We start from the raw sequence: 26,406 nt of genomic DNA on the forward strand, positions 1-26,406 counted from the left end.
TCAATCTTTTTTTATTTTTCAGACAAAGTATTTTAATGCTTCTTAATAAAATCATATGTAAACGTATTAAATGTACTTATATTATAAATAAAATTCCAAATCCTCTTTTTAAAATTGAAGAAGACAAACTAGAGATACGTTCATTTACAATGCTTTATGAAAAACTCAAGTATATATTTTCTCAATATTTTTCTGAAAATATATCTTACAAATACTAACGAATGTCTTCTTTATCATTTAAGATTTAATATATATTTTAAACGCGATGTATCAATTCATTATATTCTAATATATCCCACTCACTTTTACATCTATAAAAATCCCAAAAGTAATTTAACCTTGTTAAAATAACTCATAAAAAAAGCATCCTAATTAATAGAATAGGATGCTTTTTCGTAATCATAGCGTTATAGAAGATTTGTATACTTACGCTACGCTGCGATACTCTTCTTCGTGTTCTTTTTTCTGTTTAGGTGCTTGAATTAAAATTGCGATAATGAATGACACGACACATAATACACCGATCACCATGAACGTTGGTTTGAATCCACCTAGAAGTGCACCGATAAAGGAACCTGCAAGCGCCCCGAATCCAAATCCTTGATACACAATTCCGTAGTTCTTACTATGGTTTTTCATACCGAAGAAATCACCAACAATAGCTGGGAAAATAGTGATATTTCCACCAAAGCAAAACGCTACACTTGCTACACATACGAAGTATATACCGTAATTTAAATCTACAAAACTTAGAACTAATACTGAACTCGCCATAACAACAAAAGTACCAGTAACGATTTTTAAACGCCCAATTTTATCCGATAACGGTCCTAAAATGATACGACCTAATGTATTGAAGATTGCAACCATAGCCACCGCATTAGCTGCTGTTGCTGCGCTAAGTCCTACAAGTTGAACACCAATGTCTTTTACCATACCAATTAAGTATAAGCCACTCATACATGATGTAAATAACATGATAAATAATAAGTATACTTGTTTTGTGCCTAACATTTCTTTCGTTGTGTATTCCTTAGTTTTTGTTTCATGAACTGCTCCTTGATCTGCAGCTTGATGGATTAAACAAGCACCAATTACAATCATAGCTGTAACAATTAAACCCCAGTATATAAATGCTTGCGATACACCAACTGATTCAATCAACTGTGCGTTAACGTATTTAAAGATTAAGCTACCTGAACCATATGCAGAGACAGAAATACCAGCAATTAGACCTTTACGCTCTGGAAACCACTTTATTAAATTTGATAGTGAAGTGATATATGCTGTACCATCTGCATAACCTACAACAACTCCTGCTAGTGCATAAAGCAATATTAATGAAGACGCTTGTGAACTAAGTATTAACCCTAGTCCTAATGCTAATCCAGCTATCATAATAAGTTTACGAAGTCCCCATTTTTCTTGCAATTTACTCGCAAATAAAGTTGAAAATGCTAAAGAAAGACTAGTAATTGAGAAAGTTATCGCAACAGCGTTAAGACTCCAACCGTATTTACTAACTAAAGGCTGATTGAATAAACTCCATGTATATATCGTTCCAAGCCCCATTTGTACTATAACTGTGCCAAGGACAACAAACCATGGATTAACAGTTGATTTTTTCATATCTTTCCGCCTCCTCTTTCTATTTCAATGCTATTCGCTAAATTTACTTTTTTTATGTTCATTTTGGTCACCTCTTTTGATTTGACACCTTCATTGTATAAGATGTTTCTGTTTATGTAAGCACTTACAATACAGAGCGTCAAAAACATGGAATCAGTTACAAAAAACGAAGGATGAAATACAAAAAACTACTGATTAAATACACTAGAAAAATTTTTTATACTTCGATTCACCTTATTTTTTATAAAATCACAAATTTTTTCCCAATAAATAAAACTAAATATTCACTAATATATCTATCCGTGGTTTAATATATATAATAAAAAAATATTTCTGTCTTTAATGAGGAGGTACTATGAAAGCAAACGTAGGGGATACTATACTTTTTCAACGAAACAATTTAAAGATTACAGGATCTGTACTAAAACTTTATACTGAATCGGTCTTAGTTGAAATTACAAATGTAAGCGGTGGTACTTTTGAATTTGATCGAACAATTGTAAATCATAAAAACTATAAAGTTTTAAATACAAATACATAAAACAACACAAAATAGCCCCTGCTCAACAGCAGGGGCTATTTTATATAAAAATATTTCACTAGTTTATATACCCTAAAACATTAACAATCTTACTCGCTTTTAAATTGTTAATATGATAATAAATTTCTAAACCTCTTCTCTCTGCTCGTAACACTTTACCCTTCATTTTTGATAAATGTTGTGAAACAGTAGATTGCGGAATATTCAGTAACTCTGTTAATTGTGTTACATTACAAGTTTTTCTCGTACTTAATTCATTTACAATTTGCAGTCGGATTGGATGCGCCATAATTTTTAAAATATCTACATCTTCTTCTGAAACTAAAGTTTTTTTCATTTCACTTGTATATGTTGTCATAAGACATTCCCCTTTTATATGAATTCCATTTTTATAAGATCTATTTCCAAAATTTTTAAAACCCTCGATTAAAACTTTCATATAGAAATAAAAGGATTTTAAATTTTTGAAAACAGAACTTACATTCACTTTATTTATTTGGTACATATACATAATACAATGTTAATATGTGCTCTATGTGAAGTTCGCATAAATTTGTGATGAAGATTTATTTAGCCACTCGCATCCTACTCATCTAATTACCCACTGCATAAAATCATCAGTTATTTTAACACATTTTAGGCGTTTGTATATACTATTTATAAAACAACTTTTATAAAGGGGAATTCATATGCCTACAGCGTTACAAGAAGAAGTCGAAGAAGCACGGGAAACATATGTCAGTCGTATCATCTTAGTTGGAGGATCCGCTTTATTTTTAGTAGGCGGGGTTATCTCAGCAATTTCAGCCTTTAAAACTTATAATCGTTTGGAGAATACGCCGCCTTCTACAGATAATTCATAGATATTTTATAAAATAAAACGTCGCCTCCAATATGAAGAGACGACGTTTTATGATTCGTACATATGACACTAAAAGTATCGGTAGATTCCCTACTCCATTTTCTAAGCTTACTTCACCACAAACCTAGTCTGACTACATCCATCCTTCTGCTTCGTTACTTCTAATACAGCTGGCATTGCGTTTTTCAGTTCTTGTACGTGTGAAATGACACCGATAAATCGGCCTGATTTTTGTAGGTCAATTAAGGCATCTACTGCTTTCGTTAATGATTCTTCATCTAATGAACCGAACCCTTCATCGATGAACATCGTTTCGATGGAAATACCACCTTCATATGCTTGAATGACATCTGCCATTCCTAGCGCTAAGCAAAGTGATGCGTTAAATTTCTCTCCGCCGGATAATGTTTTTACATCGCGCGTTTGGCCAGTGTATGCATCGTACACATCTAAGCCTAATCCACTTTGACGGTTTCTTTTTTCAACTCGTTCACTTCGTTTTAAATAAAATTGTCCATTTGATAATTTACGTAGTCGTTCGTTTGCGATTTGAACGATTTGTTCTAAATACTCAATTAAAATGTAACGTTCAAATGATATACGACTTTCGTTATCACCTTTCATTACTTCATATAAATCAACAAGTTCTTGGAAGGCTTTTTCTTCCTCGTGAATTTGTTCGTCAATACGTCTAATGTTTTCATGTAAATCAGAAATATATGTTACCGCATTTTGCGCACGTTGACGTTTTTCTTTAATGATATCGAGATTAATTTCTAGTTCTTTTATGTGTTCACCTAAAGATGTAATATCCATATACTCTTTATCTTTTAATTCTGAGTTTAGCTCTTCAATTTGTTTTGCAAGCACTTCAAGAGATGAATAATAACCTTGAATTTCTTTCTGTAACATCTCCATCTCGGCGTCGCTTAATTTGGCTTCTTTATACGTGAATTGATCTGTAAATCCGCTTTGTTCTAGCTCTTTCATAAAGCGTGCGAAAGTCTCTTCTTTCTTCAATTTTGCACTTTCAAATTGATTAGAAGCACCTTTCTGTTCTGCTTGAATACGTATATTTTCATTTTGCCAATGTTGATACGCTTCCTGCACTTTCTTCCATTCGTCCTCCATTAACCTAAGTTCGTGCATAGCTTGGTCAAACTGTGATTTCCAAGCTTGTACTGTTTGCAAGTTTTCTGGAATATTTCGTTTATCATGTTCATATGACGTACGAAGTTGCATGCACTCTATTTCTGTACGGTGCTGCATTCTTTCTACTTCCCGTTTTTGTTTCTGAAGTTCTTCTATTTTTTCTTCTACGCTTTTCATGTTCGCAGCAATCTGCTTACGTGTTTCTTCACTTGCTTTTAACGTATTAACGTCTGCTGCTAATTGTTTTCCTTTTTGAACAAGTGCACTATATGTTTCAACTAATTTTTCGGAGTTATAGCCACGCTTCACAACTTCTTCTATCACTTGTTCATATTGTAGTCGATAAAAATTCCATTTCTCCTCTACTTGCACATGTAATTTTTCAGCAATGTTCTTCTTATCTCTTAAATCGTTTAACTCTTTTTCATCGATCGCATTACTTTGCTCTGTAGCTTTTTGCGGATGATTCGTACTACCACATACCGGACAAGATGCACCGTCATGTAAATGAAGAGCTAATATACCAGCCTGTTCACTTAACCAGCGGCGCTCCATGTTTTCATATGCACGAACTGCCACGTGCATTTTATTATTTGCCACTTCTTTTTCTTGCTCGAATTTTTGTTTTTCTTGCCAAACATCATATGCTTGCTTTAAAATTTTTGCATCTTCTCGCATATTCGTTAGTTCTTCTACTTTAGCTACATATTGCTCAAGTGCTTGTTCTAATTGATGCAATTCATCAGACATTCTCTGTTTTTGGCTTGTATGCTCTTCTAGTTGTTGATCCAACTTTTGCATACTTTCTTTTAATTTCCCTATTTGAATTTCGGCATTTTGTAAATTCAGCTTTCTCTCAGCTAATGATTCAATGATTGCTTGTAACTCTTCTAATCTTTGAACAAGTTTTTTAGCCTCTTCTCGTTCAGCTTCTTTATTCTTTACTACTTCATACTTCTCCTGAGCAAGTTCAAAGCTGTTCATTATCTGTTCTTGTTTGACGATTATCTGTTTTAACAAACTTTCAGCTTTCTGCTCATTTTGCATCGCTTCTTCATACCATTGTTCAAATGGTAATAAGCGCTTTGCTTGTTCCGCACGTTTAAAGGATTTTTCTTTCCTTTCAATTGCTGCACGGTTCTCTTGTAAAGTGTTATATTTCTCATTCTTTTGTTGTAAATCTATAAATTTCTCATTTACAGATTTTGCTGCATGAAAACGTGTTTCTGCATCCTTTAATTGCTTCGTTTGAACATCTTGTTCTACTTGTAATTGCTCAACCTCTGCCTTATACACTGTTGTTTCTTGTTCTAACGCTTCTACTACTTGATGCGTATTTACATGTTCTTGTGCCGCTAATGTCTCTAATAATGCTCCATCACGGATTGGTAATTTAAAAACATTACGGAAATAGAGCTCTCTCTCTTTTTGTTTTTCTTGTAAAACATCTTTCCATTGTTTTCTCTTTTGATCAAGTAACTCACGCATTAATTTATAACGATCCGTTTTAAAAATACGACGTAAAATCTCTTCTTTGTTTTCCGTCTCAGATGTTAATAGTTTTCGGAATTCACCTTGTGGTAACATAACAATTTGACTAAATTGATGTTTACTTAAACCAATTAAATCTTCCACTTTTTTGTTTACGTCTGTTACATGAAAACGATCGACGGCTGGAACGTTTTCTCCATCAATAACTTCATATAATTCTACTGCATGTCCTGTAATGGTCTTATTCCCTTGTTTTTTATGTCCAAGTTGTCTTTTTATTTCATAGCGTTTCCCTTTTAATTGAAAGGTTAATTCTACACTTGTATAAACATCATCATCAGCAAATTGACTTCGAAGCATGCTCGTATCACTACGTTCTTCTCCACTAGCCTCACCATATAACACATAACAAATCGCATCAAAAATCGTTGTTTTTCCAGCTCCCGTATTCCCAGAAATAGCGAAAATACGATGTTCTCCAAGATCTTCAAAATCGATTACTTCTTTCTGTTTATATGGCCCGAATGCTGTCATAATAAGCTGAATCGGTCTCATCCTCGTTCACCTTCCCGTTCTTGCACTGTTTGTAATACATCTATAAATAGGCGTTCTTTCTCTTCTGATAAATCTAACCCTTTCATTTCTTTATAGAAAGCCTTTAAAAGAGATAAATCATCCGTTTTATGTCTTGAAACCGTTACTTCATTTGTATCTGTGAGTTCTCGCCTTTGCATCGCTCTTTCAACGTGCATTGCATTTGGATATACAGATCGTATTTTCTCCATTGGCTGTAAGACAGGGTTTTCATCTAATAATTTTACAAATACGTAATCTTCACTTACTGGGTGCTGTAATAATTCATCTATTTTCGCTTCTACTGTTCGCATTTTACGACGTGGTGAAAGTAACCTTTTTTCAATTGCTACTTCACCAGTTTCATTCAGTTCTACAATGTAATAACCTTTTTTATGTTTCTCTTCAGAAATTGAATAGGCAAGTGGTGAACCTGAATATCTAATGGTCTCATTACGTACGAAATGCGCTTGATGTAAATGTCCAAGCGCAGTGTAATGAAACTTATCAAAATAATGACTATTTACATATTCAGCACCACCAATTGAAAGTGGTCGTTCTGCATCACTTGTATTCTCCTCCGCTTCTCCTGAAGAAGTTACAAATGCATGTCCAACAAATACATGTCTAGCTTCTTTATCCATTGTTTCAGAGAGCTCATTCATAAAAATGCGCATCGCATCATCATGAGAACGTACGTCTTCATTTTTCAACACGTGTCTAACTATGCTTGGGTCTGCATACGGTATTAGATGGAAGTGAACCTCTCCATATTCATCATTTAGTACAACAGGTTCATACGGGAATTGAAATTGGCCTGCAATATGTAATCCCTGTTTTTTCATTAAACTACTCCCAAAATGGATACGATCCGGACTATCATGATTACCAGCTACTGCAATAACTGGTGTTTGTAAATCAATAACTATTTTTTGCAGCACATCATTTAATAAGTCTACTGCTTCTGTAGGTGGAATTGCTCGGTCATATAAATCCCCTGCAATAATTACAGCATCTGGTTTTTCTTCTTCAACAGCCTGTACAAACTGATCTAATACAATCTTTTGGTCTTCAGTCATATACACGCCATGAACAAGCTTACCTAAATGCCAATCCGCTGTATGAAATAACTTCATATTTTTCTACTCCTTTTAATTTACTGATTTTAGTGAAACGAGTTGATAGTTTATTGTAGTTTTTCCGTTCTCCCACTCTAGCTTCAATATCGTTGCACTTCCAATTCTTTCTTCATTTGATTTATATAAAGGCAATATTTCTTGAATTGTAAATAAGTGATAACCATCCAATATTAATTGAAATATATTTTCTTCAATATGTAATCTTACTTCTTTTTCATTTGAAATAATTTTTGTGTGCATCTCAAATTTCATGATAGATACAACCCCTTTTTATAATCTCTACATTTTAATAGTATAGTGGCTATGCAAGATTGACAAGTACATACACAGCAAAGTACACACTTTTCTATTGTTATATGTTTTATGTATTTTATATAAAATACGGTATGTGAAATTTTATATTTTCTCCAAAATAAAAATGCCTATTGTGACATCTTTATTTTTGTATAAAGTCTTTCATTACATAATATAAAACGGTAATTAAAACGATTGCGACGAAAAATGAGAACACTGCGACAATGTACCCATCTTTATTTAATAAAATACAGAATGAAATAGATATTATAAAAATCGGAAATACGAGACGTACTTTATCCTTCACTTCTTCTGTCGTATCTGTATGATGAAAATACTGCGTTATCCCTATCATTAAAGAAGACAAAATAATAACCGACAATAGTAAAGGTCCTGGCATTCCGATTTCTCCTTTCTCTATTTCTAATTCAGTGTAAAATTTTTTATTACAATTGTACGATTCATTTTTTCTTCAAACACTCTTTTTAGAATTGATAATGAACAATTCACACCTATATAATAGCGCTTTTATCATTATAACTTCAAATAATTACACTTACAGTAATGTTGTAATATTCCCCCTCAGTCTCTGAAATCCTGCAAAGATAACTCGTCAAAATATGCGGTGACCAAATTAATATTTACCGTCAACTTTTGACAAAATTTATAAAGGACATTTCAGTACATATCAAGAATTAAGAATAAGAAGATATGTAAGGGAGGATGCATTATGACTGAACACGTTTTATTTTCTGTTAGTGAAAACGGCGTTGCAACAATTACTTTAAACCGTCCAAAAGCACTTAATTCTTTATCTTATGACATGTTACAACCTATCGGACAAAAACTTAAAGAGTGGGAACACGATGAGCGTATTGCACTTATCGTGTTAAAAGGAGCTGGCACAAAAGGTTTTTGTGCAGGTGGCGACATTAAAACTCTTTATGAAGCGCGTTCCAATGAAGTGGCATTGCAACATGCAGAACGTTTTTTTGAAGAAGAGTATGAAATTGATACATATATTTATCAATATACAAAACCGATTATTGCTTGTTTAGATGGAATTGTAATGGGCGGTGGTGTCGGTCTTACAAATGGTGCGAAGTATCGCATTGTAACTGAACGTACGAAATGGGCAATGCCAGAGATGAATATCGGCTTCTTCCCAGACGTCGGAGCTGCATATTTCTTAAATAAAGCACCTGGATATACAGGTCGCTTCGTTGCTTTAACAGCATCTATTTTAAAAGCTTCTGACGTATTATTTATTAATGCTGCTGATTACTTTATGACATCTGATTCATTACCAGAGTTTCTTACTGAACTTGAAAGTGTAAATTGGCATAAAGAAGATGATGTACATACTAATTTAAAAGAAGTTATTCGTACATTCGCAACTGCTCCAAACTTAGAAAGCGAGCTGACTCCTTCATTAGAAGTAATTAATTCACATTTTGCTTACGATACAATTGAAGAAATCATCCATTCATTGGAGAAAGATGAAAGCTCCTTTGCTCTAAAAACGAAAGAAACACTGTTATCAAAATCACCTATTTCACTAAAAGTAACATTAAAACAGTTTATTGATGGACAAGATAAATCCGTTGAAGAATGTTTCGCTACGGACCTTATACTTGCTAAAAACTTCATGAGACATGAAGATTTCTTCGAAGGAGTACGCTCCGTTGTCGTTGATAAAGATCAAAATCCGAATTATAAATATAAACAGTTAAGTGACGTTTCAGAAGAAGATGTGAATCGTTTCTTTAATTTACTTAATGCATAAAATGAAACTGTAATGAGTGGGTGTTTTGTTCATCCCCCACCTAACTTCTTTGCTCCAGCTAAATCTTGTGCGGTGGAAATCTTACTACTCGCAAATAGCGGGATAAAATCGAGGCTATATAGTAGTGTAATTACAGCTACTATATAGCCTTTTTTATTTAATAATTTTTAATAAAATTTAATTTTATTAAATCCATTTTTGTGCTACACTGATTTTAATCAAATATTCTAAAAATAAAAAGGAGGGGCGGCTATGATAGAAAATTATCTTCTTTTCATCATTATGTCTATTTGCCTTATCATTTTACCTGGTCCAGATACAGCAATGGCTACGAAAAACACATTGGTTGCTGGTAAAATCGGTGGAGTGAAAACAGTGTTTGGTACATGTATTGCACTATTAATTCATACTTTAGCTGCTGTAATTGGTCTTTCTGCACTTATTGTAAAGTCAGCTCTTTTATTTTCTATTTTCAAGTACGTTGGGGCTCTCTATTTAATATATATCGGTATTAAAGCCCTTTTAGCAGTAAGAAACAAAGAAAACTTAGATACAAATGATCTATCTTTGAATAATGAAAACGAACATACTTCTTGCTTTCGCCAAGGATTTCTTACAAATTTATTAAATCCTAAAGTTGCAGTCTTCTTTTTAACTTTTTTACCGCAATTTTTAAATCCAAATCATAATACATTTATTCAACTTCTTGTAATGGGCCTTACTTACCTCGTTTTAACAGTCATTTGGTTTGCATTTTATATATTTTTAATTGATAAAATTAGTGCTTTTATGAAAAAACCAAAGACGCAACGTTATATTCAAGGGCTAACAGGAGTCGTCCTAATTGGATTTGGTATTAAACTAGCTTTTGAAAAAAATAATTAACAAGATGAAAACCACCACCACTATTAATAGTGGTGGTGGTTTTCATTTAATAGCTGATTTGGCTGTTTACTCTATATTAAAACCAGCGCTCAGTTACAACTTTTTTACGTGTATAGAATTGAACGCCATCTGTACCATTTGTACCTAAATCACCAAAGAATGAAGCTTTATTTCCTGCAAATGCGAAGAATGCCATTGGTGCTGGAACATTTACATTTACACCGATCATACCAGCATCGATGTTATCACGGAATGTTTGTGCATGTTTACCATTTGACGTATAAATAACCGCACCGTTTGCAAATTTAGATTGATTTGTTAGTTTAATACCTTCTTCTAAATCTTTAACACGTACAATGCTTAATACTGGAGCAAAAATTTCATCTTGCCAAATTTTCATTTCTTGATTCACGCCATCAAAGATTGTCGCACCTACAAAGTAACCTTCTCCAACTTCTTCATTAATTTTACGGCCATCTACTAATAAAGTTGCCCCATCTGCTACACCGCTATTAATATAGCCTAAAACGCGCTCTTTATGAGATTCACGGATTAATGGTCCAACATAGTTATCTTCGTTAAAGCCATCGCCTACTTTTAATTTTTTCGTTTCTGCTACTAATACATCAATGAATTCATCAGCAATTTCATCCACTACTGCTACTACTGAGCATGCCATACAGCGCTCTCCACTACTTGCAAATGCAGATCCAATTACACCTTGTACTGTTTTCTCAAGATTGCAATCTGGCATTACAATCGCATGGTTTTTCGCACCTGCTAACGCTTGTACACGTTTTCCGTGTTTTGTACCTGTTTCATATACGTAACGAGCTACCGGCTCAGAGCCAACGAACGAAACAGCTTGAATATCTTTATTTTCTAAAATGCTATTTACAACATCTTTTCCGCCTTGTACTAAATTTAATACGCCTTTTGGGAAACCTGCTTCATAGAATAATTCTACAAGTCGCTCCGCTAAAAGTGGCGTTCTTTCCGATGTTTTTAATACGAATGTATTACCGCAAGCAATTGCAAGTGGGAACATCCATAATGGAATCATCATTGGGAAGTTGAACGGTGTAATACCAGCAACAACTCCGATTGGGTAGCGCCAAATTGATCCATCAATTCCGCTAGCGATATTCGGAAGTGCTTGACCCATCATTAAATTTGGCGTAGATGTTGCAAGTTCTACCGCTTCAATACCACGCTGTACTTCACCTGTTGCATCTGTTAGCGTCTTACCATTTTCTAGCGTAATAATTTTTGCAAGCTCATCTTTGTTTTCTTGTAATAGCTGTAAATATTTATATAAATTTCTTGAACGATTCGGAACTGGTACTTTAGACCATGTTTCGAATGCTGCTTTTGCCGCTTCAACAGCTTTTTCAACATCCTCTTTTGGAGATAGTGGAACGTAAGCGATAATTTTTCCAGTCGCTGGATTTGGAACTGCTTCTACTTCCGTACCTGTCGATTCAACCCACTCACCGTTAATGTGATTTTTCACTCGTTTAATTTCAGTTGTAATCATTGTATTCTCTCCTTTGTATAATTTATTTTTGATTAGAAATTAATTGCTCGCTAACTTTCTTATATAAAGCAGCCATATCGTTTTCACCATATCCAGCTTGACTCGCTTCGTCATATACATTTAATAACATTTCGCTTACCGGTAAATGGAGTTCGCTTTCCTTAGCTAAGTCAACTGCAAACCCTAAATCTTTCTTCAATAAGTTCACAGTAAATCCTGGCTCGTAGTTTTCAGGTGCTATAAAACTTTTAAAATTACGTTCATAAATTCTGCTTTGGCCGTAACTTACATTTAAAATATCAAACATTTTATCTAAATCCATATTGTTCTTTTTCGCTAATGTTAAAGCTTCACTTACACCAGCTGTATAAAAACCAATTAATAAGTTATTAATTAACTTAACAGTTGTACCACTATCAATCTGCTCACTAACATGGAAAATGTTCGCGCCTAGAACGCCCATGATAGATTCCGTTTTCTCATATACCTCTTTTGATCCACCAACCATAAACGTTAATGTACGATTTTCGGCTCCAATTACACCGCCGCTCACAGGTGCTGCTAAAAAGTTTACTTTCTTTTCCTTTGCAGCTTCCTCTAATTGTTTGTTTAACTGCGGCGATACCGTACTTGTATCAATGAAAACTACATTCGAGTGACCATTTTCAAATAATCCTTCTGCTCCAAAATATACCGCTTCAACAGCGCGAGGTGAAGGTAAACTTGTAAAAACTACATCACATGTTTCTGCTAGTTTTGAGATTGATAGACCGATAATTCCGCCTTCTTTTTCAAAGGACGCTTCTGCCTCTTTATTTAAGTCCACGCCATATACTGTGTAACCTGATTTAGCTAGATTTTTTGACATCGGAAGACCCATGTTACCTAAACCGATAAAACCAATCTTTTTCATATCGCTTTCCTCCTATTTACACAATATATTTCCCACGATTTATAATAGCTTTCGCAATTTCTCTCTTCTTCGTAAATACGTTCGTGTATAAAGGTACTAATAATTGACGGATTTCAGCTAAAATCACATGTCTATCTTGTTCTTCTGTGACAGCCGCCGAAAGTACAGAAATCGCTGCTTCTTCTACTTTACGGTATCCTTCTTCACAAATAACATCTGTTATGAGTTGCTTCGTATGTTCTTTTTCCTCACCATTTTTACTTACCGCTTTTCTCGTACGTAAAAACGCTGATTCCATGACGTACACGTCCGTCAACATATTTGAAATTACACGTGAATATTCTTGTTCTTGGTCAATTTTTAGGGCTGGAGTTTTAGAGAGCGTTTTCAAAGATTGTTTCAACAATTTTTTCGCTAATAAAATGTAACGATGGTTTCTTTCTACATTTGCTACATCACTTTCTACTGCAGTATCTTCTAATTGTTCGATTTGCTTCATTAACATTTTGGCAACTGTTAATCTATTAATTTCATTCGTTCCTTCAAAAATACGACTAATTCTAGCATCACGATATAATCGTTCTACCTCATACTCTTGCATATAACCGTAACCACCATGAATTTGTACAGCTTCATCTACGATATAAGCAAGTGTTTCAGAAGCGTTCACTTTATTAAGTGCACATTCAATTGCAAATTGGGACATTTTCTTCATAAGATCTTCATCGCTCTCATGAATTGCTTCATCGATTACACCTGCTGTACGATAAGCTGCACTTTCTGCTCCATATGTAGCAATGATCATATTTGCAATTTTCTCTTGAATCATCGTAAAGTCTACTAATTCCGTTTGGAACTGTTTTCGCTCTTTTCCATATTGAACCGACAAACCAATTGCTTGTTTTGCTGTTCCAATATTTCCAAAAGCAAGTTTAAGTCTAGCAAAGTTAAGAATATTAAGGGCTACGTGATGCCCTTTCCCAACTTCCCCTAAAACATTTTCAGCAGGGATGACAACATCTTCTAAAATAAGAGTCGCTGTTGAAGAACCTTTAATCCCCATTTTCTTTTCTTCTAATCCAATAGATACACCTTCACATGTTCTTTCGACAATAAATGCTGTCATTCCTTTATTTGTCTTCGCAAAAACAACGTATACATCTGCCATATGAGCATTTGTAATCCATTGCTTCTCACCATTTAACTTCCAAGCTGTTCCCTCTTCATTCAATACGGCGCTTGTTTTTGCACTTAATGCATCCGAACCAGCATTTGGCTCAGTTAAAGCATAAGCCCCAATCCATTCTCCCGATGCGATTTTCGGTAAATATTTTTCTTTCTGTTCTTTCGTTCCGTAATATATGTAAGGCAATGTACCAACACCAGCGTGTATATTAAAAGAAACGCTAAACGCACCAGCGTAACCCATTTTCTCTGCTACAAGACCTGAGACAGCCTTTCCTAACTCGAACCCGCCATAATCTTCTGGTACCTCAATGCCTAATAATCCAAGTTCCCCAGCTTTCTCAAATAATTGACGAGAAACTTTATAGTTATGTTGTTCAATATTCTCCATTTGTGGAACAATTTCTTGTTTAACGAATTGTTCTGTCGTTTTTGCGATTAAATCTTCATCACCTGAAAAATCTTCTGGTGTAAAGTAAGTATGATTTATATCTTTATTGAGTGAAAAAAATTCATCCCATGGTAACTTCGTTTTCTCCATATGTATCCCCCTATCATTCGGCTTTCATAGCTTTTTGCTTATGCTCGTCTACGATGAGTGGAATATCTTTTTTGAAAATAGAAGGCGATGATTTTTCACATCAAGCATTTTATTTTGCCAAAGATGTATTTTCATCGCCTTCGCTGCTTTATCTATTGATCTTCTGATAATACTGTTTTTGCAATACCAGTATCTAACTCTTCAAAGTCATGATATGAAATTGTTTCGTATAATTCACTTCTCGTTTGCATATTAGAAAGTGCATCTTTTTGAGAACCTGTTTCTTTAATTAAAGTAAACACATTTTCATACGCTTTCGCTGCAACGCGAAGTGAAGTTACAGGATAAATAACCATTTGGAAGCCCATATTTGCAAATTCCTCTGCACTATAATATGGAGTTTTTCCGAATTCAGTCATATTCGCAAGTAAAGGTGCATTTACCTTACTATTAAATAGACGGAATTCTTCCTCTGATTGAAGCGCTTCAGGGAAAATTGCGTCTGCACCTGCTTTTACATATGCATTTGCTCTTTCAATTGCTTCATCTAATCCTTCAACGCCACGAGCATCAGTACGTGCTACAATGTATAAGCTCGGTGCAACTTCTTTAATCGCTTTAATTTTTTGAACCAATTCTTCTGTAGTAACAAGTTTCTTACCATTTAAATGCCCACATTTTTTTGGTAATTGCTGATCTTCAATTTGGACAGCTGCTACTTTCGCTTCCACCATTTCTACAGCTGTTCTCGCTACATTTAGTACACCACCAAATCCTGTATCAATGTCAACAAGAACAGGTAAGTCTGTAGCTCTTACTAAATCTCTTGCTCTCTCAGCCACTTCAGTAGACGTCACGATACCTAAATCTGGTAAGCCTTTACTTGCAGTATAAGCAGCTCCTGATAAATAAAGAGCTGAAAAACCTGTATTTTTTGCAACTAAAGCCGCCATTGCATCATGAGCACCTGGAATTTGCAAAATTTCATTTGCTTCTACTAAAGCTCGGAATCGATTCGCAAGCTCCTCTTGTGTTGACTGCTTTTTCACAACCCAAGCCATTCTAAATTCCCCCTATTATTAAATTAAGAATAGATCTACAAATTCATTTACATTCATATTTTCTAGCTTTTCTTCATTTAAACAAACTTCATGAATTTGTTCTTGTTGCTTACTAGAATAATGACCTGCCATATTTGCAGTGAATTTTTGAACAACTTTTGGAATTGCTTCGTCTCTACGGAAACGGTGACCAAGTGGATATTCACATTCCACATTTTCTGTTACTGTGCCATCTTTAAAGTGAACTTGAACAGCGTTGGCGATTGAGCGCTTGTTCGGGTCAAGGTAATCTAAACTGTACTGTTTGTTTTCAACAACAACCATCTTATTACGTAATTCGTCTACACGTGGATCGTTTGCTACTGCATCTTCATAATCGTCTGCAACGATATCTCCTTTTAATAAACCAATTGCCGTAATGTATTGTAAGCAATGATCACGATCAGCTGGGTTATTTAATGGGCCTTCTTTATCAATAATACGAATTGCTGATTCATGAGTCGTAATTGTAATACGGTCAATTTCATCCAATCTCTCTTTAATTTCCGGATGCAACTTCACTGCACATTCTGCAGCTGTTTGTGCATGGAATTCTGCTGGATATGACACTTTAAATAATACATTTTCCATTACATATGACTCTAGTGGTCTTGCTAATTTTAATTCTTGTTTATTGAATAATACATCTTGGAATCCCCATCCTGGCGCAGATAATGCTGTTGGATAACCCATTTCACCTTTTAGAGCAGTCATTGCAAGATGAACACCGCGGCTCGTTGCGTCACCTGCAGCCCATGATTTACGTGAGCCCGTATTTGGAGCATGACGATATGTACGAAGACTAGAATTATCAATCCACGCATGTGATAATGCATTAAAGATTTCTTCACGTGTTCCGCCAAGCATTTTCGCAACTACTGCAGTTGTTGCTACTTTTACATATAATACATGGTCAAGACCAACTCTGTTTAAGCTGTTTTCTAAAGCAAGCACGCCTTGAATTTCATGTGCTTTAATCATCATTTCTAATACTTCACGTACTTTTAAAGCTTCTTTTCCTTCTGAAATGCGAACACGGCTAATATAATCTGCGACCGCTAAAATTCCGCCTAGGTTATCAGATGGATGTCCCCACTCTGCTGCAAGCCAAGTATCGTTATAGTCTAACCAACGGATCATACATCCGATATTAAATGCACCTTTTACTGGATCTAGTACATAAGACGTACCTGGTACACGTGTACCATTTGGCACGACTGTTCCTGGCACAACTGGTCCTAGTAATTTCGTACATTCTGGATATTGTAGTGCTAAAATTCCACATCCAAGTGTATCAAGTAATACGTAACGAGCTGTACTGAATGCTTCTGCACTAGTAACCTCTTTATTTAATACATAATCCGTAATCTCTTCTAATAATGCATCTTTTTGCTTAATTTCATTTGTTTTAATCATGCTATCCTTCCCTTTCTGTCGAAAATTCGTTATTATTAATGATGGGTGTCGGTCAAACACCCATCTGGCGGGCGGTGCTAACAACTCCCCAGTTGTTCTTATTTACTAAGTACATGTCGCTCGCCAATATAATTTACACGCGGACGGAACAAACGATTATTTGCATGTTGCTCAATAACGTGCGCACATAATCCCACTGTTCTAGAGCTAAAGAAGATAGGTGTGTAAAGTTGAATTGGAATACCTAGCATCCAATATACTGGAGCTGCATAATAATCAAGATTTGGATAAATTCCTTTTTCCTTTTCCATAATCTTTTCTCCAGCTTCACACATTTCATATAGTGTATAATCACCTTTTACATCACATAACTGTTTTAAAGCTTCCTTCATCATAAGTGCTCTTGGATCCATCTTCTTCATATAAACACGGTGTCCAAAGCCCATAATTTTTTCTTTGTTATATAGTTTCTTCTGTAATAACTCTTCAAATTTCTCAACATTACCAGCTTCTAAAAGCATGTACATAACCGCTTCATTTGCACCGCCATGTAAACTTCCTTTTAAAGATGCAACTGCACCTGTTAAAGCACCGTATAAATCTGATTGTGTTGATGCAATAACGCGCGCTGTAAATGTAGAGTTTGGCATTTCATGCTCACTATATAAAACAAGGGAACGATCAAAGATCTTTTCCTCAAGTTCAGTTGGTTTTTTACCAGTTAACATATAGAAGAAATTCGCACTATAAGATAATTCTTTAAGAGGTTCAATTGGCTCCTCATTATTTAAAATATGATAGCTATTCGCTACAATGTTTGGCACTTTACTTAACAGCTTGTACCCTCGGCTTTTATTCACTTCTAACGAGCGGTTTTCGATATCATTATCGTAACCAGCTAACGCTGACACACCTGTACGTAATCCATCCATGGGATGCGTCTCTTTAGGCAATGCCTTTAGTACGTTGAATACACCTTCTGGTACTGCATATTCTTCTTTTAATTTCTTTTCAAGTGTTGCTTTTTCATCTTCATTCGGTAGATGTTCCTCCAATAAAAGGTGCACAATGTCTAAATACTCTTTTGTTTTTGAGAGTTCGATTAAGTCATACCCTTGAATTACAATTTCACCTTTTACTGTGTCAAGAAACGAGATTTTCGTCTCCGCTGCCACTATACCATCTAATCCCGGGGAAAATTTTTCTTCAGCTTTCATCATTATTTCCTCCAATCCTAATAGATCTTCGTGCACATAACTGTAAGCCTTTACAATATTGTGAAACTACATTTCTATTTCAATGTATCAGAGTTTTTAGAAGATTTCAATTTATTTTATAATGATAAGTTTCCTACACTTTTCTTACTGTAACAATACAATTTTTTAAAAATAATTCTTATATTTTATAAAGAAAGAATAGACTTTTTTGCGTATTTTCAAAAACAAGATATAAAGATTTTTCATATAACACCGCCAAATATACAATTATTCTAATTTTATTTGAGAAATAAAAAAAACGAGCTGTACATAAATACAGCTCGTTACTATATGATATTTATTTCACTATCTCTTAAATATAATTTTTATATAAAACTTATTCATTTTTAATAAAGTTATTATTTTACATAATTAAATTGAATTTCTTCCATTTCCTCATGATAACTTACAAATAAATCATAGTTTTGAAAATACCAAAGATCATCAGAATCTACAAAAAATATAATACCTTCCTTCTCAACTGACACTATTTCCCCATCTGGTTTCTCAGCAACAACCCCTAAAGAATATCCGGGCTGAATTGAACTATCCCCTCCGTACCTTACAGTAAAACGTACAGATTCACCGTGCTTTATACGTAATTCTTCCTGGAACCATTGCAGAGCTTTACGATCAATTGAAATTCTCATCTTTATTCCTCCAGTTTACGCAAACTCTTTTTTTCCTAATCGTTGTTTTACAAAGAAGACAAAAATGATTAAGGCTATTAATGCCGAAATTGCACTCCCTGAAAATAAAATACGATAACCAAACATTTGTGAAACAACTCCAAGTAAAATAGCACCTAACCCGATTCCTAAATCAAACGCTGTAAAAAATGAAGCATTTGCAACTCCTCTTTTACTCGGATCGACAATTGTAAGCATTGCCGCTTGCAAAGCTGGCTGCGCTGAACCAAATCCAATACCGTATAATGTTGCTGCGATAATTACACCTAACAAACCATTTGAAATAGTTAAAACAACTATAGCTAAAATAGTAATACATAATGCTGGGAGTATGATGAATACTTCTCCATACTTATCTAATAGTTTCCCTGAAATTGGTCTTACAATTGTTAATGCAATTGCATATACAAGAAAGAAAGTTCCTGGATTCACATGAATTGATGATGCAAATAACGGTAAAAAGGTTGTTATTCCTCCATATGCAAACGATAAAAAGAATACTACAATCGTGATTGTTAATACAGATTTCTCAAATAGCTGAATTTTCCCTTTTTCTTTTTGTGGCGTAAATGGCATCTTCGTTATTAGTGATAATACGACTGCCATAAAAGATAACAACGTCGCTAATAAAAATAGACCATGAAATGAATAATTTTGTACAACCCATAGTCCAATCATTGGTCCGATCGCCATTGCAATTGTCATCGCCATCCCGTACCAGCCCATACCTTCACCACGGCGTGAATCTGGAATAATATCCGTTATTGCTGTTCCAACAGCTGTTGTAGAAACAGCCCATGTTACTCCGTGAATAACACGTAAAACAGCTAAAAGGACAATAGTCGATGCTATATTATAGGAATACATCGTTAATCCAAAAAAGATGAGTCCGAAAATAATAAAGGATCTTCTACCATATTGATCTAACATTCCTCCAATAATCGGTCGTATTACAACAGCAGCTATTGTAAACATTCCCATCATGAGTCCAACTTGCGATTCATTGCCACCTATCTCTTTAATAAAGAGCGGGAGCGTTGGAACAAGTAAATAAAATCCTGTAAATAAAAATAACATTGCGAAAGTCATTTGAATAAATGATTTCGTCCATAATCGTTCCATAAAAATACCTCCATACACTCGTAAAATATTACGATTAACACCCTCATTGTACATTTTTTTTATCTCTTTTCCCTCCGCAAATAGACGTATCTTTTCATATTAAATAGTCCACCATCAGCTTACATTAGTCTTAAGACTTTGTACGCATGTTTTAAACGAAAGTCCTATATATGTGCCTTTATATGTGTGAAAAGAATATACTAATTTATTATCACAACTTAGGAGTGAATATTTCATGTGGGTATTATTAAGAGTAACTGCCGTAGTTCCTTCGACTCCTGGAATACATGTTCCTGCAGTTCATACAGCTAGCTCCGATGTAGGAATTGAACTTCCCGCAACTTGGCAGCAATATCAAATTCCCGGTCAAGTTACCCCATCATTTTGGCATCATGGTACACACCCCAGTAGTACTCCCATTCATAGCCATAGTTATCCTCCACTACCTCCGACTCAAGTCTTTTATCATTTCCCTTCAATTTTTTTTCAAAATTTTTATGGTACGTTTAACATTTAATAGCTATCACTGTATTACCCCTACATTTTAATAAGGCGAACCTTTAATCCAGTTTCAACATAAAAAGTCGAATTCCTTAAATAAGAAATTCGACTTTTTAATTGTTTTCCAAACTAAAGTAACCGTTAAAGAAAGACATTTATTAAAGATTTGAATATAATTCCCACTCATTTAATGGTTTATGTAATCCATCACAGTTAGTCCCTTTCCGGGATAACCCGCACGTACAATCATTTCTCTCTTTACGTTATATTTCACATAAACTACATTCACTCTTTTTCTATCCGGCCCTTAACATTACATTTTCTGTAGCAAAATGAAAAGAGCACTTAAGATTGTAAATTCCTACAAATCTTAAGTGCTCTTTTGAAAACTTTTCTATAAATTTTTCTTATTGTCCATTATTGGCAGGAACCTCTCCTGCATTTCCACCATTATTTGGTTGTACTGTTGCAGGTGGGGTTGGAGTTCCTTGACCTCCATTATTATTCGCTGGAGGTGTCGTTCCTTGACCTCCTCCGTTATTTGCTGGAGGTGTCGTTCCTTGGCCTCCTCCATTATTCGCTGGAGGTGTCGTTCCTTGACCTCCTCCGTTATTTGCTGGAGGTGTCGTTCCTTGGCCTCCTCCGTTATTCGCTGGAGGTGTCGTTCCTTGACCATTTCCGTTATTTTGTTCATTTTGTTTCTTTTCTTCTTCTTGTTTCTTTTGCTCTTCTAGTTTCTTTTGTTCTTCTTGCTTCTTAAGTTCCTCTTGTTTCTTTTGCTCTTCTTGTTTTTTCAGTTCTTCTTGTTTCTTTAATTCTTCTTGCTTTTTCTCTTCTTCAGTTTTTTGCTGTTGATCTTGTTTTGGTTGCTCCGTTGTATCCGGTACGCTAGTATTTGGCGATGAATCACGTTTTTCACCTTTTATACGTAGCTCACTACCTTCTTGAATAACGCTACTTGGCATTTTAAAGCGTGATTTATCTGTAGCCATTTCACTCATCATTTCTTTAAAGATCAACTGTGCAATTTTCGTATTTTTACTACTAATATACTCGTCTTTACCATCTTTCATATACCCCGTCCATACTGCCATCGTATATTGCGGTGTATATCCAGCAAACCAACTATCACGAGTTGCACTTTCTGGAATTTTATATTGAGCTAATTGTTTTGATGAGTAGTTTGTCGTACCCGTTTTACCAGCTACATCTAAAGATGCTATATTTGCAGATGTACCAGTACCTGATGTAACTACAGAACGAAGCATATCTGTAATCATATATGCCGTAGAATCTGTCATAACTTGTTTTGGCTTTTGTCCAAAACTTTGTGACTTACCATCTGGATAAACAACTTTCTTAACAAAATGCGGTTTCGTATATTTACCATCATTACCAAATGCCGCATAAGCGCCCGCTATTTCAGTTGGTGATACTTCATTTGTACCAATCGCTGTTGATTCAGTCGGTGCCGCATTAAATGTAATGCCTAATTTCTCAGAGAAGTCTTTTGATTTATTAATTCCAACTTCTTTCGCAGTCTTAATTGCTGGGATATTTCGTGACTTTTCTAATGCTACACGCATTGTAATAGGTCCCATATGACTTCTATCTGAATTTCGTACTTCTTGTCCCGTTGAATACTTAAATGGAGAGTCATCAATTTGATGGTACGTGGCCCATTTTAAATATTCAATTGCAGGAGCGTAGTCGAAAATCGGCTTCATCGTTGAACCAGCTGCACGATCTAATTCAATTGCCATATTATGCCCTTTAAATACAGCTTTATTTTCTCCACGGCCACTACCTATAGCACGAACTTCTCCTGTTTTCGTATCCATAAATGTAAATGCACCTTGGAATTTATCGTTCGGATAATCAATGATATTATTATTTAAAATATTATCAGCGAGTTTCTGTGCTTTCGGATCTAACGTTGTATAAATTTCTAAACCATCAGAACCAATATTAGCATCTGGCAATTCTTTTTCTACTTCTTTCACAACTGCATCCATAAATGCAGGGTATGGCATTGTTTGTAGTTGAGTTGCAGGCTTGAGTCCCTTTTCTACGTCAACTTTTAATGCTTCTTCCATTTCCTGTTTTGTTATATATCCATGTCGATTCATTAAGTTTAGAACAACATTTCTTCTTTCTGTTGCTTTTTGAACATTTTCTTTTTTCGTTGGATCATAGTTATTCGGTGCTTTCGGTAAACCTGCCAACATCGCAACTTCTGGTAATGTTAAGTCCTTCAATTCTTTACCATAGTAGTTTTGTGCTGCTGTTGCGATCCCATATGAACGGTTTCCTAAGTTAATTTTATTTAAGTACATCTCTAATATTTCATGTTTTGAATACTGTTGTTCTAGCTTATAAGCTAAATATATTTCTTGCGCCTTACGCTTTGGTGTTTTGTCCATTGATAAGAAGTAGTTTTTAATAACTTGCTGTGTTATCGTACTTCCACCTTGAGAACCGTAATCTCCTTTAAGACTTACTAGAACAGCACGCGCAGTACCTTTAAAATCTACTCCGCTATGCTCATAAAAACGTGAATCTTCTGTCGCTAAAAATGCATTTTCTACTAATTTAGGTATTTGCTCATACGTAACATTCGTCCTTTTTTCTTTTCCATATTCATATACCAAATCCCCGTTTTTATCATAAATTTTTGAGGATAACGGATTAACAAGTTTTGCTTTCTCAAGTTTTGGTGCATCCTTAATCATTACGAAAAAGGTAGCAACCCCCGCCACTAAACCAACAATACCAAGTAATAAACAAGTAATTAAAAACTTGCGAAAGAATGATGTTTTACCTTTTGGTTTTTGTGTTTTAGAAGCTGGTTGTTTTTTCTTTTTAACTTGTCGTCGTTCCTCTCGAGAACGATAATTTTCTGACATGTTACTTTCTCCTGCCTTTCAATTCTCCCGTTGATTTACTTAAAAATATTGAGGTCACTTTCTAAAATGCATTTGATTAAGAAAGTATATTGACCTGGAGCATTCAATATTTTCCCAATTCACAGATTATAAATTTTAGAATACTTCTTATACAAACTATTTTCACTTCTATTTTTCCTAATAACGCTGCCCCTTTAAGCATAGAATGTAAAAAGTGAATTTTTAATACCTCGTATAAATAATATACCTTTTTTTCAAATGGTCAATATTTTCTTATTTATAAATCAAAGGTGAAATAAAAATAGCACAACGATATGTACTTCGTGTGAACTTCCTTATAATTACGTATAACAAACATTTAATATATTGCATATAAGTATAATACCTCTTAATTTATAAGGATTTCAACTTCACAACCTCAATATCTACAAGAAATTATTAAAAATGAAAAGTGAGGAGTTGCGTAATGATGAAGCTATCTCCCGTGATTTCAAAAAATATAGTTGCTGTTGGCTATAATCCTTTTTCTATGATTTTGCGAATCCAATTAAAGAATGGTATGTACGATTTCTTTAATGTACCAGAAAGTATTTATACTGGCCTATTACATGCACAATCTAAAAGTTATTATCATAAAACTTATATTAAAAATTCTTTCCGCCACACAAAAATTTAAACTTAACACCCACTAAAAAAAGGAGGTTAATCCTCCTTTCTTTTAAAAACATTTCACAGATGAATTATCTTCGATTCCTCTTATTAATTTCATCATATGCTTGAATTTGTTTTTTCAAACGCCGATCAGCTTTTTTATCATGCACTACAAGAATTGCATGTATAACTCCTGGCACCCAAAATATTAATGTTAATATGAAATTTATTATTGCCTGAATTGGTTTTCCACAAAATAGTACAGCAACAGGTGGAAGAAAAATTGCTAATAAATACATCATCCCTTGAAAACTCCTTATTTTGTATTTTATATATCCCTTTTCAAAACATACGTAAAGAAACCTTATGATGTTGTTGTTACATAAATTTTCATTAAGTATATATAACATCTCTTACTTTATATATTCTATCTATAGGCAAAAAAACCTACTACTATTTTAATCTTAACGTACCTATAAAATTCATGTATCTCCTTCTATTTATATAAGTATTTCAACCTTTTCATTGTTTTCTAGCCTATTTTCTTCCTCTATTGCAGTTACTCCAATTGCAGAAATTAACGTTCCTATCGCTTGTATCCAAATACCAATGAGTGCAATTATTCTCTCATCCTTCTTATCAAAAATACTATCTTCATTTTCTCTCTCATCTTTCAATACATTTGAAACACCTTGATACGCTTGTAATCCAGCACCTAAACTTTGCATGGAGTTACCTAATATAATAATTTTCTGTAGTACATTTATATCCATCAAAGCTGCTTCTACTCCTAAAAAAGCACCGATCGATTGTAAATTGTTCCCTGTAATAATAAGATAATCATTTTCTTTCGATTGTTCATTTATATTAAAATATGTTCCTATTACATTTGATATATTCCCTAATGCTAATAGCTCAATTCCTATTTGATCAAGTAATTTACTTTGATTCTCTAAGCCTATATTTTGATTTTCTCTTTTTTCTTCCCCATCATCATAATTGCTCGCAATGATTTGTAATATATACCCGAGGGCTTGTAATGAGCTTCCTACAATAACGAGATCCGATTCAACTTTCTCTTCTCCAATAAATCCTCTTGTCGTTCCAATTGCAGCTGTAAGGTTCCCACCTACTTGAAACCATGCCCCTGTAACTTTTAAACCGCTTGGATTCATTTTTATCACCTATTTAAATATTTTCTAAACCTTTCAAAATAAAGTGAAACTTTAATCAGTGGGGTTTTCTTCATCCCCCTCCTAAATTCTTTGCTTTCGCTGAATTTTGAGGTAGGGGTCTTACTAATCGGCAAATAGCGGAATAAATAAATTCCACCCTTAATCTTTTATTTTATTTTTTAAATGTAATTTTGTGAATGATATAATGTGCTACTAATATAAAAAGCACCTTAAAGGTGCTTTTTATATGCATGCTGGGCATGTCAGTGAATCTCCATTTTTATCTATTGTTATATTCAATATATATTGAGTTGCTTTATGTGACCAAGTTTCAGGTGTAGGTGATTCATTTATATATTGTGGCGCACATGACTTCAGCATTGGAGTACTAATACTCCCTCCAGGATCTAAAGCAACTACAGCCATGCCATGAGGTAATTCCAGTGCCATAGATTTAGTGATACCTTCAATTGCAAATTTTGAGGCACAATATGGCGCAAGCTCAGCTTCACCTTCTCTCCCCCAACTAGAACTCATATTAATGATAATTCCTTCTTTCCTAGCTACCATTGCGGGAACAAACGCTCTTATTACATTTACTACACCATTCACGTTTACATTCATTACATTTTCGAATTCTTGAGCCGTAATTTTCCAAAGTTGTGCATTTTGATTTACAATCGATGCATTATTTATTATCATATCGGGAGCCGTATGTCTATTAAGTATATAATTTGCCCAGTTGTTAACTTGCTGAGAATCTGAAACATCAATTACTTGAAAATCATGTATTTTACTGTACTGTTTTTTTAGTTCTTCAATTTTATCTTTTGAACGTCCACAACCATATATGTTCCACCCTAATTCATCAAATCGGTCAACCATCGCACGTCCTAACCCTTGTGTCACACCTGTAATAATTACAGATTTACCAATTTCTTTTCTCTGCATTTCTCTCATCCTCCTTCCCTATATCTTACTCTCTTCATTTTTATTCAGCCATTTACTATAGTATCAACTCAACTCATACTTTAGTAATGGTTTTGATATTGCATACATAAA

The 26,406-nt window shown here is 34.4% G+C and carries 24 protein-coding genes; 6 read left to right on the forward strand and 18 right to left on the reverse strand.

Annotated elements, in window-relative coordinates; all coding sequences use genetic code 11:
* Positions 1-426 precede the first annotated feature (426 nt).
* On the reverse strand, positions 427-1,629 hold the full coding sequence (locus tag OXT04_RS09570) for an L-lactate MFS transporter (protein WP_090976494.1): 1,203 nt from the start codon (positions 1,627-1,629) through the stop codon (positions 427-429).
* A 355-nt stretch (positions 1,630-1,984) separates the two neighbouring features.
* Between OXT04_RS09570 and OXT04_RS09575 the strand changes: the two genes are divergently transcribed.
* Complete coding sequence (locus OXT04_RS09575; RefSeq protein ID WP_000646793.1) at positions 1,985-2,170, forward strand: YkvS family protein; 186 nt, start codon at positions 1,985-1,987, stop codon at positions 2,168-2,170.
* Positions 2,171-2,228: 58 nt separating this feature from the next.
* Here OXT04_RS09575 and OXT04_RS09580 read toward each other — a convergent pair whose 3' ends face one another.
* Complete coding sequence (locus OXT04_RS09580; RefSeq protein ID WP_000214794.1) at positions 2,229-2,528, reverse strand: ArsR/SmtB family transcription factor; 300 nt, start codon at positions 2,526-2,528, stop codon at positions 2,229-2,231.
* 331 nt (positions 2,529-2,859) lie between these two features.
* On the opposite strand from OXT04_RS09580, the gene OXT04_RS09585 reads away from it, so the two are divergent.
* Positions 2,860-3,033, forward strand: coding sequence for a hypothetical protein (locus OXT04_RS09585; RefSeq protein WP_001141667.1), 174 nt, complete (start codon positions 2,860-2,862; stop codon positions 3,031-3,033).
* Between the two features lie 107 nt (positions 3,034-3,140).
* Here OXT04_RS09585 and OXT04_RS09590 read toward each other — a convergent pair whose 3' ends face one another.
* The 4 genes from OXT04_RS09590 to OXT04_RS09605 form a co-directional block, all read right to left on the reverse strand.
* Complete coding sequence (locus tag OXT04_RS09590) at positions 3,141-6,230, reverse strand: AAA family ATPase (protein WP_100910290.1); 3,090 nt, start codon at positions 6,228-6,230, stop codon at positions 3,141-3,143.
* Complete coding sequence (locus tag OXT04_RS09595; RefSeq protein ID WP_000765150.1) at positions 6,227-7,384, reverse strand: exonuclease SbcCD subunit D; 1,158 nt, start codon at positions 7,382-7,384, stop codon at positions 6,227-6,229. Before OXT04_RS09595 ends, OXT04_RS09590 begins: the two co-directional genes overlap by 4 nt.
* 15 nt (positions 7,385-7,399) lie before the next feature.
* Positions 7,400-7,639, reverse strand: coding sequence for a DUF2584 family protein (locus tag OXT04_RS09600; protein WP_000667344.1), 240 nt, complete (start codon positions 7,637-7,639; stop codon positions 7,400-7,402).
* Between the two features lie 184 nt (positions 7,640-7,823).
* Entirely contained in the window at positions 7,824-8,081 is a 258-nt protein-coding gene (locus OXT04_RS09605) for a hypothetical protein (RefSeq protein WP_001119409.1), read from the reverse strand.
* 330 nt (positions 8,082-8,411) lie between these two features.
* On the opposite strand from OXT04_RS09605, the gene OXT04_RS09610 reads away from it, so the two are divergent.
* Positions 8,412-9,467: an enoyl-CoA hydratase/isomerase family protein gene (locus OXT04_RS09610; protein WP_074047299.1), complete on the forward strand. Its 1,056-nt coding sequence runs from the start codon at positions 8,412-8,414 to the stop codon at positions 9,465-9,467.
* Between the two features lie 252 nt (positions 9,468-9,719).
* Positions 9,720-10,352, forward strand: a complete 633-nt coding sequence (locus OXT04_RS09615) for a LysE family translocator (protein WP_000572348.1) — start codon at positions 9,720-9,722, stop codon at positions 10,350-10,352.
* Between the two features lie 76 nt (positions 10,353-10,428).
* On the opposite strand, the gene OXT04_RS09620 is transcribed toward OXT04_RS09615, so the two are convergent.
* The 8 genes from OXT04_RS09620 to OXT04_RS09655 all read right to left on the reverse strand — a co-directional run bounded on the left by OXT04_RS09620 (position 10,429) and on the right by OXT04_RS09655 (position 20,111).
* Complete coding sequence (locus OXT04_RS09620; protein WP_000633344.1) at positions 10,429-11,889, reverse strand: CoA-acylating methylmalonate-semialdehyde dehydrogenase; 1,461 nt, start codon at positions 11,887-11,889, stop codon at positions 10,429-10,431.
* Between the two features lie 22 nt (positions 11,890-11,911).
* Positions 11,912-12,802: an NAD(P)-dependent oxidoreductase gene (locus OXT04_RS09625; protein ID WP_000719400.1), complete on the reverse strand. Its 891-nt coding sequence runs from the start codon at positions 12,800-12,802 to the stop codon at positions 11,912-11,914.
* 16 nt (positions 12,803-12,818) lie between these two features.
* Positions 12,819-14,528, reverse strand: coding sequence for an acyl-CoA dehydrogenase family protein (locus OXT04_RS09630; RefSeq protein ID WP_098834788.1), 1,710 nt, complete (start codon positions 14,526-14,528; stop codon positions 12,819-12,821).
* Between the two features lie 152 nt (positions 14,529-14,680).
* Positions 14,681-15,589, reverse strand: coding sequence for a methylisocitrate lyase (gene prpB, locus OXT04_RS09635; protein ID WP_000312640.1), 909 nt, complete (start codon positions 15,587-15,589; stop codon positions 14,681-14,683).
* An 18-nt stretch (positions 15,590-15,607) separates the two neighbouring features.
* A complete protein-coding gene (prpD, locus tag OXT04_RS09640; protein WP_000598139.1) occupies positions 15,608-17,044 on the reverse strand; it encodes a 2-methylcitrate dehydratase in 1,437 nt (478 codons plus the stop codon).
* 98 nt (positions 17,045-17,142) lie between these two features.
* Entirely contained in the window at positions 17,143-18,264 is a 1,122-nt protein-coding gene (mmgD, locus tag OXT04_RS09645) for a citrate synthase (RefSeq protein WP_001987369.1), read from the reverse strand.
* A 395-nt stretch (positions 18,265-18,659) separates the two neighbouring features.
* Positions 18,660-18,950: a HesB/YadR/YfhF family protein gene (locus tag OXT04_RS09650; protein WP_001222842.1), complete on the reverse strand. Its 291-nt coding sequence runs from the start codon at positions 18,948-18,950 to the stop codon at positions 18,660-18,662.
* 15 nt (positions 18,951-18,965) lie between these two features.
* Positions 18,966-20,111 (reverse strand): MFS transporter, encoded by a 1,146-nt coding sequence (locus tag OXT04_RS09655; protein WP_014482022.1) that lies wholly within the window; start codon positions 20,109-20,111, stop codon positions 18,966-18,968.
* A 235-nt stretch (positions 20,112-20,346) separates the two neighbouring features.
* Here OXT04_RS09655 and OXT04_RS09660 point away from each other — a divergent pair, with 235 nt between their 5' ends.
* Positions 20,347-20,628 carry a hypothetical protein gene (locus tag OXT04_RS09660; RefSeq protein ID WP_000270089.1) on the forward strand — a complete coding sequence of 94 codons (282 nt, stop codon included), beginning with the start codon at positions 20,347-20,349 and terminating at the stop codon, positions 20,626-20,628.
* A 391-nt stretch (positions 20,629-21,019) separates the two neighbouring features.
* On the opposite strand, the gene OXT04_RS09665 is transcribed toward OXT04_RS09660, so the two are convergent.
* The gene (locus tag OXT04_RS09665) at positions 21,020-23,518 is read right to left on the reverse strand and encodes a transglycosylase domain-containing protein (protein ID WP_025118549.1); all 2,499 of its coding nucleotides are present in this window, start codon (positions 23,516-23,518) and stop codon (positions 21,020-21,022) included.
* A gap of 466 nt (positions 23,519-23,984) precedes the next feature.
* On the opposite strand from OXT04_RS09665, the gene OXT04_RS09670 reads away from it, so the two are divergent.
* Positions 23,985-24,194: a KTSC domain-containing protein gene (locus OXT04_RS09670; RefSeq protein ID WP_000977080.1), complete on the forward strand. Its 210-nt coding sequence runs from the start codon at positions 23,985-23,987 to the stop codon at positions 24,192-24,194.
* Between the two features lie 64 nt (positions 24,195-24,258).
* Here OXT04_RS09670 and OXT04_RS09675 read toward each other — a convergent pair whose 3' ends face one another.
* The 3 genes from OXT04_RS09675 to OXT04_RS09685 all read right to left on the reverse strand — a co-directional run bounded on the left by OXT04_RS09675 (position 24,259) and on the right by OXT04_RS09685 (position 26,295).
* On the reverse strand, positions 24,259-24,471 hold the full coding sequence (locus tag OXT04_RS09675) for a YqaE/Pmp3 family membrane protein (RefSeq protein WP_000990219.1): 213 nt from the start codon (positions 24,469-24,471) through the stop codon (positions 24,259-24,261).
* Positions 24,472-24,669: 198 nt separating this feature from the next.
* Entirely contained in the window at positions 24,670-25,344 is a 675-nt protein-coding gene (locus OXT04_RS09680; RefSeq protein WP_098235643.1) for a DUF6944 family repetitive protein, read from the reverse strand.
* Between the two features lie 243 nt (positions 25,345-25,587).
* Positions 25,588-26,295 carry an SDR family oxidoreductase gene (locus tag OXT04_RS09685; RefSeq protein ID WP_001189038.1) on the reverse strand — a complete coding sequence of 236 codons (708 nt, stop codon included), beginning with the start codon at positions 26,293-26,295 and terminating at the stop codon, positions 25,588-25,590.
* Between the last annotated feature and the right edge of the window lie 111 nt (positions 26,296-26,406).

The sequence above is a fragment of the Bacillus sp. GC_Bacil_1 genome, from assembly GCF_026540675.1.
Lineage (GTDB): Bacteria > Bacillota > Bacilli > Bacillales > Bacillaceae_G > Bacillus_A > Bacillus_A cereus.